The following is a 16641-nucleotide window of genomic DNA, read 5'->3' as shown; positions in this document are numbered from 1 at the left end:
CGAAAGCCCAGCCCCTACTCGGTGAACTCGTCGGCCGCCGAGAGCGCCGTGTCGAGGGCCGCGAGCCCTTCCTTGACCTCGGACTCGGAGACGTTGAGCGGCGGCACGAAATGCGTGCGGTTCATGTTCACGAACGGCCACACGCCGGCCTTCTTGGCCGCCGCGCCGAACGCGGCCATGGCCGCGTTCGCCTCGCCGGCCGCGTTGTACGGCACCAGCGGTTCGCGGGTCTCGCGGTTCTTCACCAGCTCGACCGCCCAGAACATGCCGACCCCGCGCACCTCGCCGACGCTCGGGTGCCGCTCGGCCAGCGCCCGCAGCCCCGGCTCGACGACGGAGGCGCCGAGGCGCTTCGCGTTCTCGACGACGCCCTCCTCGGCCATGACCTCGATCGTCGCGACGGCGGCCGCGCAGGCCAGCGGGTGCCCGGAGTACGTCAGACCGCCCGGGTAGGGCCGCTTGCCGAAGGTCTCCGCGACGGCGCCGGAGATCGCCACGCCGCCGAGCGGCACGTATCCGGAGTTCACGCCCTTGGCGAAGGTCATCAGGTCGGGCACGACGCCGGACAGGTCGGCCGCGAACCACTCGCCGGTGCGCCCGAACCCGGCCATGACCTCGTCGAGGACGAAGACGATCCCGTGCCGGTCGCAGATCTCGCGGACGCCCGCGAGGTAGCCGGGCGGCGGGACCATGATGCCGGCGGTGCCGGGGATCGTCTCGAGGATGATCGCGGCGATCGTCGCCGGGCCCTCGAAGGCGATCGTCGTCTCGAGGTGTTCGAGGGCGCGCGCGGTCTCCTGCTCCTCGGTCTCGGCGTAGAAGCGGGAGCGGTAGAGGAAGGGCGCCCAGAAGTGCACGACGCCGGCCGTCGCGGTGTCGGAGGCCCAGCGGCGCGGGTCACCGGTGAGGTTCACGGCCTGCTGGGTGCCGCCGTGGTAGGAGCGGTAGGCGGAGAGCACCTTGGCGCGTCCGGTGTGCAGCCGGGCCATGCGCACCGCGTGCTCGACGGCGTCGGCCCCGCCGTTGGTGAAGAAGATCTTGTCCAGGTCGCCGGGGGTCCGCTCGGCGATCAGCCGGGCCGCCTCGGAGCGGGCCTCGATCGCGAAGGCGGGCGCGAAGGTGGTCAGGCGTGCGGCCTGCTCCTGGATCGCGGCGACGACCTTCGGGTGCTGGTAGCCGATGTTCGTGTAGACGAGCCCGCTGGTGAGGTCGAGGTAGCGGTTGCCGTCGTAGTCCCAGAAGTACGACCCCTCGGCGCCGGCCACGGCGAGCGGGTCGATGAGCTCCTGGGCGGACCAGGAGTGGAAGACGTGCGCGCGGTCGGCCGCCTTGACGGCGGCGCCGGCCCGGGGGTCGGTCTGAGGGGTCATGTCAGTGAGCGTAAATGTCCGCGATGCGGAAGCGGTATCGGCGTCCTGTTCCGTGGGCGGGGCGATTCCGCGACAGGTTGTCGGGCGTGGGGGAGGGGTGAGGCGACGGCGGTGGCGGAGGACGGGCGGGAGCCGGACCGGAAGGTGTTGACAGCCTACTGTCGAAATGACAGTCTGCTGTCATGAACCTCGAGGACGGTCGAGGTCCGAGGCCTCAGGAGGAACCATGAGCGGCAAGCCCGTGCATCTCGCCGTGTACGACACGTTCGCCGACTGGGAGACGGGGTTCGCGACGGCGTACCTCGCCCGCGGCGGCCACCCGATCCGGACGGTCGGCGCGTCCGCGGAGACGCCGGCCGTCAGCGTCGGCGGCCTGCGGGTCCTGCCCGACCTGGCGCTGGACGACATACGGCCCGAGGACAGCTCCCTGCTGATCCTCCCGGGCGCCGACCTCTGGGACACCACCGACGACCTCGCGCCCTTCGCCCGCAAGGCACGGGAGTTCCTCGCCGCCGGCACCCCCGTCGCCGCGATCTGCGGAGCCACCGCCGGGCTCGCCCGCGAGGGTCTGCTCGACGAGCGCGACCACACGAGCGCGGTCTCCTTCTATCTGGCCGCCACCGGCTACCGCGGCGGCCACCGGTACACCGAGGCGGACGCGGTGACGGACGGCGACCTGGTCACCGCCGGCCCGACCGAGCCGGTCGCCTTCGCCCGCGAGATCCTGCGCCTCCTCGGCGTGTACGAGGGCGAGGTGCTGGACGCCTGGTACCGGCTCTTCCACGACTCCGACCCGCAGGCGTACGCCGTCCTGGAGAACGCGACGGCCGGCCGGTGAGCGCGCAGCGCCAGGAGCTGCTGAGCCGCAGCGCCCTCGGGGTCTTCCGGCTCAACGGCCAGTTCCTCGCCGTCGCGGAGGAGCTGGCCGGCCCGTCCGGGCTCTCCGCCGCCCGGTGGCAGGTGCTCGGCGCGGTCCTCGGCGACCCGCTGCCGGTCTCCGGCATCGCCCGCGCGATGGGCATCACCCGGCAGAGCGTGCAGCGGATCGCCGACCTGCTGGTCGAGCGCGGACTCGCCGAGTACCGACCCAACCCCGCCCACCGGCGCGCCAAGCTGCTCGCCCCCACCGAGGCGGGGCGGGCCGCGGTCGCCCGCATCGGGCCCGGGCACGCGGCCTTCGCCGACCGCCTGGCGCAGGCGTACGGGGAGAAGGAGCTCACCGAGGCCGTACACGTCCTGGAGCGCCTGTCCAAGGTGCTGGACGGACTGGAGCCGCCCGTTACGCAACCGTAGACATCGCACCGCACAACTCCCCGAACGGCCGGATTATTCTCGGCTGGATTGCACATGTCTCGATCACACATGTGCGGGAAAGGCGGCGCTGCGATGGAGAAGCTGGGCCAGGGGGACCCGCAGCGCATCGGCGGTTACCGGCTGCTCGCGCGGCTGGGCGCGGGCGGCATGGGACAGGTGTACCTCGCCCGCTCGGATCGCGGGCGGACGGTCGCCGTGAAGCTGGTCCGGCCGGAGCTGGCGGCGCGCGAGGAGTTCCGGGCGCGGTTCCGGCAGGAGGTGCGCAACGCGCAACGGGTCGGCGGGTTCTGGACCGCGCCCGTCCTCGACGCCGACACCGAGGCCGCCGTTCCCTGGGTCGCCACCGGCTATGTCGCCGGGCCGAGCCTCCAGCAGGTGGTGAGCCACGACCACGGTCCGCTGCCCGAACGGTCGGTGCGCATCCTCGCCGCCGGGCTCGCGCACGCGCTCACCAACATCCACGCCGCCGGCATCGTCCACCGCGACCTCAAGCCGTCCAACGTGATGGTCACCATCGAGGGGCCGCGCGTCATCGACTTCGGCGTCGCGCGGGCGCTGGAGAGCGTGAGCGGCGACAGCCGGCTGACCCAGACCGGCGCGGTGATCGGCTCGCCCGGATTCATGGCCCCCGAACAGCTGCGGGGCGCACCGGTCACGCCCGCCAGCGACGTCTTCTGCCTCGGTTCGGTCATCACCTACGCCGCCACCGGCGCCCTGCCGTTCGGCTCCGCCGACAGCGGCGTGCCCGCCCTGATGTTCCGCATCGCGGAGAACGAGCCCGACCTCGCGGGCGTCCCCGAGGGCATCGCCGACCTGGTCCGCGGCTGTCTGCGCAAGGACCCGGGAGCCCGCCCCTCCCTCGACCGCGTCCTGGAGCTCACCGGCGTCGACGACACCGTCTCCGACGGCCGCTCCCGCGACCCCTGGCTGCCCGGCGCCCTGGTCGCCCAGCTCGGCCGGCACGCCGTGCGGCTGCTGGAGGTGGAGGACCCGGAGGGCACGGACGCCTCGGCGGGCACCGCCCGGTGGAGCCCCACCGCTCCCTTCGAGGCCGCCCCGCAGCATTCCGGGCCGCGCGGCGACGCGCACGCGCCGGACCACCGGCCCACGCTGGTCGCGGGTCCCGGCGGCGTGCCGCAGCAGACGCATCCGTCCGGCGCGGGCCCCGCCCCGGCCCACCCGGCGTACGGCTTCCCCTCGCAGCATCCGCAGCAGGCCGCGCCCCCGGTCCCCGGGTACGGCCACCACCCGGCGCCGGGCGTGCCGGCCCCCTACAACCCGTACGCGGCGGACGCCGGGGGCACCCCTCCGTACGCCCCCTACGGAACGGACGAACCCGTCGGCCCCGAGGACCCGCCGGGCCGCAGCCGCCGCGCGACGGTCCTGCTGGTCCTGGTCGCCCTGGTGGTCGCGGTCGCCGCCGGCGGCTCGGTGTACGCGTTCATGAACGGCGACGGCGACAGCGCCGCTGGCCCGTCGCCCAGCCCCTCCGTCTCCCGCGCGGCGGGCTCCTCCGCGCCGCAGGACGGCCCGTCGTCGTCTCCCTCCGCGTCCCCGTCGCCGTCCGCGTCGCAGGACGGCGAGGTCCCTGCGGCCTACCTCGGCGACTGGACCGCCACGATCAAGAACGAGACCGGCACCAACAAGCGCCGGCTGACCATCTCGCAGGGCGAGGTGGGGGACGCGGTGCTCGCCCTCGCCGCCGACGGCGACTCCTACCACTGCGAGTTCAGCGCCACCCTCGCCGTGCGGCCCGGCGGCGACGGCCCGCTGCGGATCGGCCCCTCCAAGGTCACCGCGGGCAAACCCCTCTCCTCCTGCACCCCCGGCGCCGCCTCGGAGGTCACCCTCCTTCCCGACGGCAGCCTGCAGCGGGTCAACACCGGCACCGGGGAGAAACTGACGTACACGCGCGACTGAAAACCGCCACCGGGGTCAGCGGGGCTCCGGCGGGCGCTGGCGGGGCATGTTCGGCCGGGCGTTCGCTCCCGGCGGCGAGGGGAACCTGCCCGGGCCGCCGCCGGCGTCCACCCGTCCGCCGACGGCGACCGCCGTCTGGATGCCCAGCGGCGCGGGGCCGGCGCGGAACTCCACCATCCAGTCGGCCGTCTCCGCGCGCACCAGGTCGGTGACGTCGTCCGAGAAGCGGCGCAGCACCGCCAGGCACCGCTCCGCCGCCTCGCTCGCCGTGCCCTCGGCCGGGCCCAGCACCTCCCGGACGCTCTCCGAGGCCCAGTCGAACTGCAGCACCTGCAGCCTTCGCTGCACGGCCTGCGCGGTGGCCACGTCCCGCATCCAGCCCGAGGTCACCCCGAAGAACCGGTCCACCGTCAGGCACGCCACCGCCAGCAGCAGCGCCAGATACCCCCAGGGCGCGGCGCCGCCCGTCACCCGGGTCAGGTCCAGCAGCGGCAGTGCGGCCCCGCACACCGCCCCGGCGGCCGCGCCGGTGCGCAGGGCCCGTGCGCCCCGCCGCTTCCACACCCGGTCGGCGAGGTACCAGGCGGCGGTCTCCAGCGCCCCCCGCTCCACCCACCGGTACAGCTCCTCCAGCCGCTCGGCGGGCTCGCCCCAGTCCCCCAGGGGGAACGCCCGTCCGGTCAGGTCGCCCGGCCGCAGCCCGGCCGCACCGCCCTCGCCCCGCCCGTCCTGAGGCGGTCCTTCGGGCTGCATCTCCGGCTGCTGAGCCACCCGCACTCCCTCCCGATCCCGACTGATCCGACCGATCGACCGATCCGGCCGCTCACGATGTGTGACGCCCGCGACGTGCGAGATACCCGATGCTGATGCGCCGGACCTTTCCTACCTCCCAATGGGTGGCGAAGAGGAAGGTTTCGTCACTTTTACCCCTGGAAGTGGGCCTTGATCAGGTATAGGACTCACGCACAACTCACTCGAAAGAGTGCTGGGGCGACACCCGCACAGACCACGTAGGCTCGTGCCGAGCGGCAAGAAACCGTTCGCAGGTGTGCCCGACAGTCGTAGAACACAGGAGCTGATCGTGATTCCCGGTGGTGGCCAGCCCAACATGCAGCAGCTGCTCCAGCAGGCCCAGAAGATGCAGCAGGACCTGGCCCGCGCCCAGGAGGAGCTGGCGCACACGGAGGTCGACGGGCAGGCGGGCGGCGGACTGGTGAAGGCCACGGTGACCGGCTCCGGCGAGCTGCGCGGGCTGAAGATCGACCCGAAGGCGGTCGACCCCGAGGACACCGAGACCCTCGCCGACCTGATCGTCGCGGCCGTCCAGGCGGCCAACGAGAACGCGCAGACCCTGCAGCAGCAGAAGCTCGGCCCGCTGGCCCAGGGCCTGGGCGGCGGCAGCGGCATTCCGGGCCTGCCTTTCTAGGCCCGGTCCGCCTTACGCGGACCGGCCTCGGCCGACTACGGTACGTACCGCAAGGAACCCCAGGAAGGACGGCAGTCCGTTGTACGAAGGCGTGGTCCAGGACCTCATCGACGAGCTGGGGCGGCTGCCCGGCGTCGGTCCCAAGAGCGCGCAGCGGATCGCCTTCCACATCCTGCAGGCGGAGCCGACGGACGTACGGCGGCTCGCCCACGCCCTCCTGGAGGTCAAGGCGAAGGTCCGCTTCTGCGCGACCTGCGGCAACGTGGCGCAGGAGGAGCTGTGCGGCATCTGCCGCGACCCGCGCCGCGACCCGAGCTGCATCTGCGTCGTGGAGGAGCCGAAGGACGTCGTCGCGATCGAGCGCACGCGCGAGTTCCGCGGCAAGTACCACGTCCTGGGCGGCGCGATCAGCCCGATCGAGGGGGTCGGTCCCGACGACCTGCGGATAAGGGAACTCCTCGCGCGGCTGGCCGACGGCACGGTCACGGAGCTGATCCTCGCCACCGACCCGAACCTGGAGGGCGAGGCCACCGCCACGTACCTCGCCCGCATGATCAAGCCCATGGGCCTGAAGGTCACCCGCCTGGCCAGCGGCCTCCCGGTGGGTGGCGACCTGGAATACGCGGACGAGGTGACCCTCGGTCGCGCCTTCGAGGGGAGACGACTCCTAGATGTCTGACGCCACGCTGCACGCGACCGGCCCGAACCCGGACGACTTCGCGGTCCAGATCGCGGACCAGGTGGAGAGTTTCCTGGTGGCCGTCACCGAGGTGGCCAAGGGCGACGAACCGGGCTCGGCGGTCCCCTTCCTCCTCCTGGAGGTCTCCCAGCTCCTGCTGGCCGGCGGCCGTCTCGGCGCCCACGAGGACATCCTCCCCGACGAGCGCTACGAGCCCGACCCGGGCTTCGAGCCGGACGCCGACGAGCTCCGCGAGAACCTGGCCCGCCTGCTGGACCCGGTCGACGTCTACTCCGAGGTCTTCGACCCCTACGAGCCCCGCAAGGCCCCCGTGCCGGCCCGGATCTCCGACGACCTCGCCGACGTGATCGCCGACCTGCGCCACGGCATGGTCCACTACCGCGCGGGCCGCATCACCGAGGCCCTGTGGTGGTGGCAGTTCTCCTACTTCTCCAACTGGGGCTCCACGGCGTCGGCGACGCTGCGCGCCCTGCACTCGGTCCTCGCCCACATCCGCCTGGACCAGCCCCTGGAAGAGCTGGACGGCCTCGACACCGACCAGTCCCCCCTGGGCGACGAGACCCTGGAGTTCGAGGCGGGCCGCGTGATGGCCGAGGAGATCGGCGGACAGCTGGGCGTACGGCCCCGCGCCTAGGGCCTGCGACCGCGCTGTAGAGCCGCCCGACCCCGCGCTCCACGGCCCGCGGTCGGGCGGCCCTACGGGACGGGCGTGTCGGTCAGATGGGCACGGCCGTCCCCGTGACGCCGATCCCGCTGTCCCGTCCGCCGGGCACGAAGACCGTGAGAGTGCTCGGGCGGCCCATGTCGACGCCCTGGTGGATCGTCAGGGTCGCCGGCGGTGAGACGAGTCCGAGCTCGCGCAGACAGCCGCCGAGGGCGGCCGCCGCCGCGCCGGTGGCCGGGTCCTCGACGACCCCGCCCGGCGGGAACGGGTTGCGGGCGTGGAAGACGGTGGGGGACTCCCGCCACACCAGGTCGACGGTGGTCCAGTCCCGGCGTGCCATGAGGTCGGACAGGGCGGGCATGTCGTAGTCGAGGTCGGCCAGCCGGCCGCGGTCCGCCGCGGCGATGACCGGATGCCAGGCCCCGGCGTAGGCCACGCGCGGCGGCAGGGCCGGGTCGAGTTCGTCGGCGGACCAGCGCAGGGCCGCCAGCAGTGCCGTCAGATCGTCGTCGGCGAGGGGCTTCGTGCGCGGGGTGACGCTCACGAGGGTGGCCACCGTGGTGCCGTCGTCGGCCAGGGCCGTGGTGACGGGTACCGTCCCGACGCCTGTGTGCAGGACCAGCGAGCCCGTTCCGTGCCGCTCGGCGTGGGCGACCGCCGTGGCGATCGTCGCGTGGCCGCAGAACGGCACCTCGGCGAGCGGGCTGAAGTACCGGACGGCCAGACCGCCGTCGTCGGACGGCACGGCGAACGCCGTCTCGGAGTAGCCGACTTCGGCCGCCGTCGCCAGCATGGTCTTCTCGTCGATGCCGGTGGCGTCGAGCACCACGCCGGCGGGGTTGCCCCCGGCCGGGTCGGTGCTGAACGCGACATAGCGCAGAACCTCCATGGGGCGACCGTAGCGCTTCGTGGTGGGCGGCCGGGCGCCGTCCGAGAATTGGCAGGGTCTTGAACGTCCCCTGTACGGCGGCTGCACGGGCCCTAACCGGCCGGAAGCGAATCTTGAGTCATCCAACAGCGCCAAGCCGCACAGGAGTTGCGATGACCCGCAAGACCCGCATACGCGCCGCCCTCGTCACCGCCACCGCCGTCGTCACCGCGGCCACGGTGTCGGTCGGAGTCAGTGCGGCCGGCCCCGAGAAGCCCTCGAAGCCCAGCAAGAAGCAGATCGCCGCGCTGTTCGACGGCTGGAACGCCGCGCTGCAGACCCGTGACCCGGAGGTCGTGGCCGACCGCTACGCCAAGGACGCGGTCCTGCTGCCCACCCTGTCCAACAAGGTCCGCACCGACCACGCCGGCATCGTGGACTACATGGAGCACTTCCTCCAGAAGAAGCCGGTCGGCAAGAAGATCGAGACGCACATCAACGTCCTCGACGGCAACTCCGCCCTCGACAGCGGCGTGTACCAGTTCACCCTCACCGACCCCGCCACCGGCAAGAAGAAGGTCGTCGAGGCCCGCTACACCTACGAGTACGAGAAGCGCGGCGGCAAGTGGCTGATCGTCAACCACCACTCGTCGGCGATGCCCGAGAGCTGACCGCCCCCGATCACCCCGTCCGCTGTGCGGCCCGGAGGGTGAAGCGCACGCGCAGGCCGCCTCCGGGAGCGTCCTCGAGGCTCACCGTGCCGCCGTCGTCCGTCACCAGCTGTCTGACGACGGCGAGGCCGAGGCCGGAGCCGGCGCGCCCGGTGAGGCCCTGGCCGCGCCAGAAGCGGTCGAAGGCACGGGACTTCTCCGCGTCCGACATGCCCGGACCCTCGTCCGCCACGGACATGACCACGTCGCCCGCCCCGGACTCCAGCCGGACGGTGATCCTCCCGCCGTCCGGCGACACCTCCAGGGCGTTCGAGAGCACGTTGTCCAGCACCTGTTCCAGATGACCGGGGCTGGCCAGCACAGACGGCCGGCCGTCGACACCACTCCCCCTGAGCGCGATGGTGACTCCGCGCTCGTCGGCGGCCGGTCTCCACACCGTCAGCCGTTCGGCCACGATGTCCTTCAACGGCAGCGGCTCCGCCGCCGTCACCTTGGCCTCGGCGCGGGCCAGCACCAGCAGGCCGTTCACCAGCCGGCTCATGCGGACCACCTCCGCCGTGGCCTGCTCCACGTCCTCGCGGACGAATTCGTCGTCCACCCCGTCCGCGATGTTGTCCAGCGACAGCCGCAGCGCCGTGAGCGGGGTCCGCAGCTGGTGCGAGGCGTCCGCGACGAAGATGCGCTGCGAGGCGACCAGGGTGTCCAGGCGTTCCGCGCCCTGGTTGAGGGTCCGCGCCAGCGTCTGGGTCTCCGGCGGGCCCGTCACCGGGGAGCGCGCGGTGAGGTCGCCGTCGCTGAACCTGCTGGCCATCGCGTTGAGCGCGCGCAGCGGCGCGGTGATCCGGCGGGCGGCGTACGCGCCGATCGCGGCCGCCGCCCCGAGGACGAGGACGGCGAGCCCGGCGCGGAAGCCCCAGATGCTCCACAGCCGCCGGGTCATGTCCGAGGTGGAGTAGACGATCCGGACGGCCGCCTCGCCCTGCGCGGGCACGGTGACCGTCAGGTGCTCGCCCCAGATGAAGTCCGAGCCCCAGTCGGTCGTCGGCTTGTTCTCCCGCACGGCCCGGGTCAGCGCCGAACCCGCGGCGGGCGCCGGCAGGTCCGGGGCGCAGCTGCGCGTCGGGGTCACCTGGACGAGGCCGGGAGTCTTGCCGCGGTACGCCTCGGCCACCTCGGTCAGCGCCGTGCACGAGATGCGGTCGCCGTTGCCGAGCAGCAGCGCCATGGTGTCGGCCTCGCGCATGACGGACAGCTCGGTGTCGTCGCGCAGCTGCTTGGTGAGCGTGAAGGCGACCGGCACCGTGAACAGCAGGATGGCGACCGCGACCAGCAGGATGTAGCTGCGGATGAGCTGGCGGTTCATGCGGCCCCGGCGTCCTCGACGATCTCCAGCCGGAAGCCGACCCCGCGCACCGCCGCGATGGCCACGACCCCGGCGAACTTCCGTCGCAGGGCCGCCACGTGCACGTCCAGCGTCTTCGTCGGGCCGAACCAGTTCGCGTCCCAGACGGCTTCCATGATCTGTTCCCGCGACATCAGTGCGCCCGGCTCCTCGGTGAGGAAGGCGAGCAGGTCGTACTCCTTCGGCGCGAGCGCGATCTCCGCGCCGTCCACGTGGACGCGGGCCGCCTTGCGGTCGATCGTGAGGCGCGCTCCGTAGCGGTCGGCCGGGGCGCCGGCGGGACGCGGCTGCACGCGCCGCATCACCGCGCGTATCCGGGCGATGACCTCGCGCACCCCGAACGGCTTGGACACGTAGTCGTCGGCGCCCAGCTCAAGGCCGACCACCCGGTCCGTCTCGTCGCTGCGGGCGCTGATCACGATGATCGGCACGCCGCCGCGCTCGCGCAGCGCCCTGCAGACGTCGAGGCCGTCGGTGTCGGGCAGCCCCAGGTCCAGCAGGACCACGTCGTAGGGGCCGGGGTGGGAGAGGGCGGCGGCGCCGGTGCTCACCCAGTCGACCGCGAAGCCGTACCGCTTCAGTCCGCGTCGGAGTGACTCGGCGACCGGCTCGTCGTCTTCCACCAGGAGTACGTGCACGTTCGCACACTAGTCCTCCACGGTCCTTGAAACTTAATTCACTGCTATCACCGGCGCGGAAGTGGGCAGGGACCCCCAGAGCGCGCGGCCGGCATCTCACCATGCGGTACCCCGGAGGTGGATTTCGGGCGCTCGTTAGACTGAGCCGACCGCAGTACAAGGGCGTATGTGCGGAAAGAGACAAACTGAGCGAGGAGCGCACGTGGGCCTTGTCGTGCAGAAGTACGGAGGCTCCTCCGTAGCCGATGCCGAGGGCATCAAGCGCGTCGCCAAGCGGATCGTGGAAGCGAAGAAGAACGGCCACCAGGTGGTCGTCGTCGTTTCCGCGATGGGCGACACGACGGACGAGCTGATCGATCTCGCCGAGCAGGTGTCACCGATGCCCAGCGGCCGGGAATTCGACATGCTGCTGACCGCCGGAGAGCGGATCTCCATGGCCCTGCTGGCGATGGCGATCAAGAACCTGGGACACAGCGCCCAGTCGTTCACCGGCAGCCAGGCAGGCGTCATCACCGACTCGGTCCACAACAAAGCCCGGATCATCGACGTCACGCCGGGCCGTATCCGGACCGCGCTGGACGAGGGCAACATCGCGATCGTCGCCGGTTTCCAGGGCGTCAGCCAGGACAAGAAGGACATCACCACGCTCGGGCGCGGCGGGTCCGACACCACGGCCGTCGCCCTCGCCGCCGCGCTCGACGCCGAGGTCTGCGAGATCTACACCGACGTGGACGGCGTGTTCACCGCCGACCCGCGCGTGGTGAAGAAGGCGCGGAAGATCGACTGGATCGCGTTCGAGGACATGCTGGAGCTCGCGGCGTCCGGCTCCAAGGTGCTGCTCCACCGCTGTGTGGAGTACGCCCGCCGCTACAACATCCCGATCCACGTCCGCTCGTCCTTCAGCGGGCTGCAGGGCACGTGGGTCAGCAGTGAGCCGATCGAGCAAGGGGACAAGCCGGTGGAGCAGGCCATCATCTCCGGTGTCGCGCACGACACCTCCGAGGCCAAGGTCACGGTCGTCGGTGTGCCGGACAAGCCGGGCGAGGCCGCCGCGATCTTCCGGACGATCTCCGACGCCGAGATCAACATCGACATGATCGTGCAGAACGTGTCCGCGGCGGCCACCGGTCTGACGGACATCTCGTTCACCCTTCCCAAGGCCGAGGGCCGCAAGGCCATCGACGCCCTGGAGAAGAACAAGTCCGGCATCGGCTTCGACTCGCTGCGCTACGACGACCAGATCGGCAAGATCTCCCTGGTCGGCGCGGGGATGAAGACCAACCCGGGCGTCACGGCCGACTTCTTCAAGGCGCTGGCCGACGCGGGCGTCAACATCGAGCTCATCTCGACCTCCGAGATCCGCATCTCGGTCGTGACCCGCGCCGACGACGTCAACGAGGCCGTGCGCGCCGTGCACAGCGCCTTCGGGCTGGACTCCGACAGCGACGAGGCCGTCGTCTACGGGGGCACCGGGCGTTGATCTCGGCAACGCGCCGACCGACGCTCGCGGTCGTGGGGGCGACCGGTGCGGTCGGCACGGTCATGCTGCGGATCCTGTCCCAGCGGGCCGACGTCTGGGGTGAGATCAGACTCGTCGCCTCACCGCGCTCGGCCGGCCGCAAGCTGGCCGTGCGCGGCGAGGAGGCCGAGGTGCTGGCCCTGTCGGAGGAGGTCTTCGACGGGGTCGACGTCGCGATGTTCGACGTGCCCGACGAGGTCGCGGCGCAGTGGGCGCCCGTCGCCGCCGCCCGGGGCGTGGTCGTGGTGGACAACTCCGGCGCCTTCCGGATGGACCCGGAGGTGCCGCTGGTGGTGCCCGAGGTGAACGCGCACGCGGTGCGGGTCCGGCCGCGCGGCATCGTATCCAACCCCAACTGCACCACCCTGTCGATGATCGTCGCGCTGGGCGCGCTGCACGCCGAGTACGGGCTGCGCGAGCTGGTGGTGTCCTCGTACCAGGCGGTCAGCGGGGCCGGCCGGGCCGGGGTGGAGACCCTGCGGCAGCAGATCGCCATGGTCGCCGGCACCGAGCTCGGGACCCACCCCGGCGACGTGCGGCGGGCCGTCGGCGACCGCACCGGGCCGTTCCCCGAGCCGGTGGCGCTGAACGTCGTCCCGTGGGCGGGGTCGCTGCGCGCGGACGGCTGGTCCTCCGAGGAGATGAAGGTGCGGGACGAGACCCGCAAGATCCTCGGCCTGCCCAAGCTGCCGGTGGCCGTGACCTGCGTCCGCGTCCCGGTCGTCACCGGGCACTCCGTCACCGTCCACGCCCGCTTCCAGGACACGGTCACCGTCGAGGGCGCCCGCGAGATCATCGCGACGGCGCCCGGCGTGGTCCTCTTCGACAACCCGGCGGCGGGCGAGTTCCCCACCCCCGCCGACGTGGTCGGCACCGACCCCACCTGGGTGGGCCGGGTGCGGCGGGCCCTCGACGACCCGACGGCGCTGGAGCTGTTCGTGTGCGGGGACAACCTGCGCAAGGGGGCCGCGCTGAACACCGCCCAGATCGCGGAGCTGCTCGCGGCCGAGCTGTCCTGAGCCGGCGGCCCGAGGCGGCTGTTCTGGGGCGGCGGAGCCGGACGGCGACGCGGTGACGGACGGGGCCGCGCGCAATTGTAGGATCTTTCAATCAATGTGAGCCGGTCGACGGTCCGAACCACTTGTATCGGACACCTTGGGCATCCGAAGATTTTCTCCCCGCTCTCCGCAACCGTGCGCAGGGCGGGGAGCGTCTTTGCCGTCACCCTCAGGGGTGCGCAGACGTGTGAACGATCACAGCGTCCCGGGCGCGGGGGCAGCGCACGGGGACGCGGTGGTCCGGGCGTGGGGACGCCCGTTCCTATGGGACACAGGGGAAGAGCGGGACACATGAGACGGGTACGCGTGACCTTGGTCGACGCAAACGTGACGCCGGACGCGTACAACCCCTCAGGGGGGACGTGCGTCCAACTGGCGTGGCAGAGGTACTCGAACTCCCCTTGGCGCCCCGCGGCGCGGCCCTGCGGCCGCCGCTCGGCGTCCTCCGCCCGCGTGCGTCCGGCACGGCCGGCGGCCTGCCGGTGATCGCGCCCATGCCCGCAGCGCGGCCCACCCGCGTCCCCGGCCAGCGCGACGGCGTGGAAGAGGTCGAAGGCGCGGCGGCCGTCGGCACCACCGTCGACCACCTCACCGAGACCTACCGGGCGCACTACCGCTCGCTGCTCGGTCTCGCCGCGCTCCTCCTCGACGACACCGCCTCCTGCGAGGACGTCGTCCAGGAGGCCTTCATCCGCGTCCACTCCGCACGCAAACGCGTCCGGGAACCCGAGAAGACCCTCGCCTACCTGCGCCAGACGGTCGTCAACCTGTCCCGCTCCGCGCTGCGCCGCCGCATCCTCGGCCTGAAGCTGCTGTCCAAGCCGATGCCGGACATGGCCAGCGCGGAGGAGGGCGCCTACGACCAGCTCGAGCGCGACTCGCTGATCAAGGCGATGAAGGGCCTGCAGCGCCGGCAGCGCGAGGTCCTCGTGCTGCGCTACTTCGCGGACATGACGGAGGCGCAGGTCGCCGAGACCCTCGGCATATCCCTCGGCTCGGTCAAGGCGTACGGCTCACGCGGCATCGCCGCCCTGCGCATAGCCATGGAGGAGCCGGCGTGAGCGGGGAAGCCGAAGAGCGTGGCTCCCACGGGGGCCACGACGATCACGAGCGCGACGAGCCCCCCGCGCGGCGGCAGCCGACGACCTCGCCGCGCACACACGAGCCGAAGCCATCGCACGCTGGGAACTCAACCGTGAACCACCACCTCGACGACCAGGGCCCCGAAGGGCTCGACTCGGACGAGCTGGCACTGCGCCGGATGCTCCACGACGTCGTCCAGGAGATGGAGCCGCGCGACGGCGCCCTGGACCACCTGCGGCGGGCCGTCCCCGTCCGCCGGGCCCGCAAGCGACAGGCAGCCGTCGGCATGGCGGCCGCGGCCCTCTTCCTCGGCACCGCCGTCCCCGCCGTGCTCCACGTCTCGAACGCGGGCGGCTCCGACGCCAACCCTTCGATCGCCGGCCAGGCCTCACAGGCGCAGGGGGGCGTGGATCAGGGCAAGAACCCCGACGGCGGCTCCTCGGGCAAGGTCGGCGACTCCTCCGGCGGCACCGGTGAGCAGGGCAAGAACGGCGCCACCGACTCCGGCCAGGGCAAGGAGTCCGCGGGCGGCGCCGCCTCCAGCGGCACCGGGCCCGCCTCCTCGGCCCCGGCGACCGCGCCCCCCTGCACACCGGACCAGCTCGAGGGCGGCGCACCCGCCGTCGACGGCCCCGACGCGGCGGGCATCGTGTACGGAGCCTTCCGGGTGCAGAACTCCTCCGCCGCCGGGTGCAGCGTCCGCGGCGCCGTCGCCCTGTCGTTCGACGTCCAGGGCGCGGCCGACGCCGCCAGGATCACCGTGGTGGAGCACGCCTCCGGGGACGCGGCAGCCGGTCTGCCCGACCCCTCCCTGTACGTTCCGCAGCTCACCCTCGCACCCGGCTCCGCCTACGAGGTGAAGTTCGCCTGGGCGCCCTCTGATACCTGCCCCACCACGGGCGGCTCCGGCGGCGACAGCGGCGGCACGGCGTCCCCGTCGCCGACCCCGTCCGACCCCCCGGCCGGCACCACCGGCGAGACGACCTCCGGCACCGCGGCCCAGCTGTTCACCGAGGACGGCACGGCCGGCACCGCGGAAGGCAGCGTCGTCGTGTCCTACACGACCGGCGCCGGTGCGCCGACGCTCAAGGCGACGGTGCCGAACGCCTGCGCCGGGACGATCTACCGGACGGGCGTGCTCGCCTCGTCCTGAACCGCCGGCACGGCGACGTCCTCGGGGACGATCCCGAGGGCCGCGTCCCGGGCGGACTCCACCTCGCGGCGCAGCAGCCGGAACCACATGAACACCACGAACCCGGCGAAGACGAACCACTCGCCGGTGTAGCCCAGGTTCTGGAACGCCTTCAGGTCCAGTCCGCTGTTCGGGGCCGCGCTCACCGGCACCTTCGTCATCGGCGCGTCGGCCCGGTCGAGGGTGATCCAGGCGTCGTACAGGTCGTACGGCACCAGGTTGATCAGGGAAGCGGCGCTGATCGCGGCGGTCTGCCCGGCAGGAAGGCCGCCCCGGGCGCTCACCCCGTTGTCGCCGGGCTGCTCCGAGGCCTGCAGTGCGCCGGTGACGGTGACCTCGCCGGAGGGCGCGGCCGGGGCCTTCGCGGCGTCGGCGGCGCCGGGCAGCCAGCCGCGCACCACGGGCAGCGCCTTGCCGGCGTCGGTGCGCAGCAGGGTCAGCACGTAGAAACCGTTCCTGCCGTCCAGCTCCCGGCCCGGCACGAGCAGCTGGTCGCCGTAGCGTCCGCGGGCGGTGACCTGCCTGCCGGAGGTCTCCTGGTCCACGGGGAGCAGCTCGGCGAGCGGACGCGCCGCCTCCGTGCGGGCCGAGGCGGCCTGCGCCTTCGCCTCGCGATGGCCGTCCACCCGCGACTCGAACCGGCTCAGCTGCCACGACCCCATGAACAGGCAGAAGGGGATGGCCAGCAGCACGAAGACGTTGATCCCCCACCAGCGGGGCGTCAGCAGGAACCGGTACACGTCGTCCACGGTACGGGGCGCACGAGGGCCCACGCCGGGCGGGGGGTGAGGCCCGAGCGTGCGGACCGGGTGGGAA

Annotated in this window: 17 protein-coding genes; 11 read left to right on the top strand and 6 right to left on the bottom strand. The window is 72.6% G+C overall.

The annotated features are described in order from the left end of the window. Nucleotides 1-14: 14 nt before the first annotated feature. Nucleotides 15-1370 carry an aspartate aminotransferase family protein gene (locus OHS82_RS19955; RefSeq protein ID WP_057577888.1) on the bottom strand — a complete coding sequence of 452 codons (1356 nt, stop codon included), beginning with the start codon at nucleotides 1368-1370 and terminating at the stop codon, nucleotides 15-17. Between the two features lie 226 nt (nucleotides 1371-1596). Here OHS82_RS19955 and OHS82_RS19950 point away from each other — a divergent pair, with 226 nt between their 5' ends. The 3 genes from OHS82_RS19950 (at nucleotide 1597) to OHS82_RS19940 (ending at nucleotide 4604) form a co-directional block, all read left to right on the top strand. Further along, nucleotides 1597-2208 carry a DJ-1/PfpI family protein gene (locus OHS82_RS19950; protein ID WP_057577887.1) on the top strand — a complete coding sequence of 204 codons (612 nt, stop codon included), beginning with the start codon at nucleotides 1597-1599 and terminating at the stop codon, nucleotides 2206-2208. Next, entirely contained in the window at nucleotides 2205-2663 is a 459-nt protein-coding gene (locus OHS82_RS19945; protein WP_057577886.1) for a MarR family winged helix-turn-helix transcriptional regulator, read from the top strand. The genes OHS82_RS19950 and OHS82_RS19945 overlap by 4 nt, the downstream gene beginning before the upstream one ends. Nucleotides 2664-2756: 93 nt before the next feature. Continuing rightward, nucleotides 2757-4604: a serine/threonine-protein kinase gene (locus tag OHS82_RS19940; protein ID WP_057577885.1), complete on the top strand. Its 1848-nt coding sequence runs from the start codon at nucleotides 2757-2759 to the stop codon at nucleotides 4602-4604. A 15-nt stretch (nucleotides 4605-4619) separates the two neighbouring features. On the opposite strand, the gene OHS82_RS19935 is transcribed toward OHS82_RS19940, so the two are convergent. Next, a complete protein-coding gene (locus OHS82_RS19935) occupies nucleotides 4620-5357 on the bottom strand; it encodes an SLATT domain-containing protein (protein ID WP_057578140.1) in 738 nt (245 codons plus the stop codon). Nucleotides 5358-5685: 328 nt separating this feature from the next. Between OHS82_RS19935 and OHS82_RS19930 the strand changes: the two genes are divergently transcribed. From OHS82_RS19930 to OHS82_RS19920, 3 genes are all read left to right on the top strand, one after another. Further along, nucleotides 5686-6030 carry a YbaB/EbfC family nucleoid-associated protein gene (locus OHS82_RS19930; protein ID WP_057577884.1) on the top strand — a complete coding sequence of 115 codons (345 nt, stop codon included), beginning with the start codon at nucleotides 5686-5688 and terminating at the stop codon, nucleotides 6028-6030. A gap of 79 nt (nucleotides 6031-6109) precedes the next feature. Continuing rightward, nucleotides 6110-6709 carry a recombination mediator RecR gene (recR, locus tag OHS82_RS19925; RefSeq protein ID WP_057577883.1) on the top strand — a complete coding sequence of 200 codons (600 nt, stop codon included), beginning with the start codon at nucleotides 6110-6112 and terminating at the stop codon, nucleotides 6707-6709. Continuing rightward, on the top strand, nucleotides 6702-7364 hold the full coding sequence (locus tag OHS82_RS19920) for a DUF5063 domain-containing protein (protein WP_057577882.1): 663 nt from the start codon (nucleotides 6702-6704) through the stop codon (nucleotides 7362-7364). The genes recR and OHS82_RS19920 overlap by 8 nt, the downstream gene beginning before the upstream one ends. Before the next feature lie 82 nt (nucleotides 7365-7446). Here the strand turns inward: OHS82_RS19920 and OHS82_RS19915 are convergent, their stop codons facing one another. After that, nucleotides 7447-8283 (bottom strand): PhzF family phenazine biosynthesis protein, encoded by an 837-nt coding sequence (locus OHS82_RS19915; protein WP_057577881.1) that lies wholly within the window; start codon nucleotides 8281-8283, stop codon nucleotides 7447-7449. A gap of 152 nt (nucleotides 8284-8435) precedes the next feature. Between OHS82_RS19915 and OHS82_RS19910 the strand changes: the two genes are divergently transcribed. Beyond that, entirely contained in the window at nucleotides 8436-8933 is a 498-nt protein-coding gene (locus OHS82_RS19910) for an SgcJ/EcaC family oxidoreductase (protein WP_328434233.1), read from the top strand. Between the two features lie 10 nt (nucleotides 8934-8943). Here OHS82_RS19910 and OHS82_RS19905 read toward each other — a convergent pair whose 3' ends face one another. Together OHS82_RS19905 and OHS82_RS19900 are read right to left on the bottom strand one after the other, a co-directional pair. After that, nucleotides 8944-10296, bottom strand: coding sequence for a sensor histidine kinase (locus OHS82_RS19905; protein ID WP_328434232.1), 1353 nt, complete (start codon nucleotides 10294-10296; stop codon nucleotides 8944-8946). Continuing rightward, nucleotides 10293-10973 (bottom strand): response regulator transcription factor, encoded by a 681-nt coding sequence (locus tag OHS82_RS19900; RefSeq protein WP_057577878.1) that lies wholly within the window; start codon nucleotides 10971-10973, stop codon nucleotides 10293-10295. Before OHS82_RS19900 ends, OHS82_RS19905 begins: the two co-directional genes overlap by 4 nt. A gap of 202 nt (nucleotides 10974-11175) precedes the next feature. On the opposite strand from OHS82_RS19900, the gene OHS82_RS19895 reads away from it, so the two are divergent. The 4 genes from OHS82_RS19895 (at nucleotide 11176) to OHS82_RS19880 (ending at nucleotide 15786) form a co-directional block, all read left to right on the top strand. Next, nucleotides 11176-12453 (top strand): aspartate kinase, encoded by a 1278-nt coding sequence (locus tag OHS82_RS19895; protein ID WP_057577877.1) that lies wholly within the window; start codon nucleotides 11176-11178, stop codon nucleotides 12451-12453. Continuing rightward, the gene (locus tag OHS82_RS19890) at nucleotides 12453-13511 is read left to right on the top strand and encodes an aspartate-semialdehyde dehydrogenase (RefSeq protein WP_079041206.1); all 1059 of its coding nucleotides are present in this window, start codon (nucleotides 12453-12455) and stop codon (nucleotides 13509-13511) included. Before OHS82_RS19895 ends, OHS82_RS19890 begins: the two co-directional genes overlap by 1 nt. A gap of 416 nt (nucleotides 13512-13927) precedes the next feature. Beyond that, a complete protein-coding gene (locus OHS82_RS19885) occupies nucleotides 13928-14611 on the top strand; it encodes a SigE family RNA polymerase sigma factor (RefSeq protein WP_079041178.1) in 684 nt (227 codons plus the stop codon). Nucleotides 14612-14745: 134 nt separating this feature from the next. Next, nucleotides 14746-15786: a hypothetical protein gene (locus OHS82_RS19880; protein WP_057577876.1), complete on the top strand. Its 1041-nt coding sequence runs from the start codon at nucleotides 14746-14748 to the stop codon at nucleotides 15784-15786. On the opposite strand, the gene OHS82_RS19875 is transcribed toward OHS82_RS19880, so the two are convergent. Continuing rightward, on the bottom strand, nucleotides 15756-16565 hold the full coding sequence (locus OHS82_RS19875) for an SURF1 family protein (protein ID WP_199863753.1): 810 nt from the start codon (nucleotides 16563-16565) through the stop codon (nucleotides 15756-15758). The genes OHS82_RS19880 and OHS82_RS19875 overlap by 31 nt on opposite strands. Nucleotides 16566-16641 lie beyond the last annotated feature (76 nt).

The sequence above is a fragment of the Streptomyces sp. NBC_00425 genome, assembly GCF_036030735.1.
Classification (GTDB): Bacteria; Actinomycetota; Actinomycetes; order Streptomycetales; family Streptomycetaceae; genus Streptomyces.
This window is presented reverse-complemented; position numbering and strand designations above follow the sequence as displayed.

What these genes read in the sequence shown, in the direction of transcription:
- OHS82_RS19955 (WP_057577888.1), bottom strand. Translation starts at nt 1,370, where the DNA reads ATGACCCCTCAGACCGACCCCCGGGCCGGCGCCGCCGTCAAGGCGGCC.
- OHS82_RS19950 (WP_057577887.1), top strand. Translation starts at nt 1,597, where the DNA reads ATGAGCGGCAAGCCCGTGCATCTCGCCGTGTACGACACGTTCGCCGAC.
- OHS82_RS19940 (WP_057577885.1), top strand. Translation starts at nt 2,757, where the DNA reads ATGGAGAAGCTGGGCCAGGGGGACCCGCAGCGCATCGGCGGTTACCGG.
- OHS82_RS19935 (WP_057578140.1), bottom strand. Translation starts at nt 5,357, where the DNA reads ATGCAGCCCGAAGGACCGCCTCAGGACGGGCGGGGCGAGGGCGGTGCG.
- OHS82_RS19920 (WP_057577882.1), top strand. Translation starts at nt 6,702, where the DNA reads ATGTCTGACGCCACGCTGCACGCGACCGGCCCGAACCCGGACGACTTC.
- OHS82_RS19915 (WP_057577881.1), bottom strand. Translation starts at nt 8,283, where the DNA reads ATGGAGGTTCTGCGCTATGTCGCGTTCAGCACCGACCCGGCCGGGGGC.
- OHS82_RS19910 (WP_328434233.1), top strand. Translation starts at nt 8,436, where the DNA reads ATGACCCGCAAGACCCGCATACGCGCCGCCCTCGTCACCGCCACCGCC.
- OHS82_RS19905 (WP_328434232.1), bottom strand. Translation starts at nt 10,296, where the DNA reads ATGAACCGCCAGCTCATCCGCAGCTACATCCTGCTGGTCGCGGTCGCC.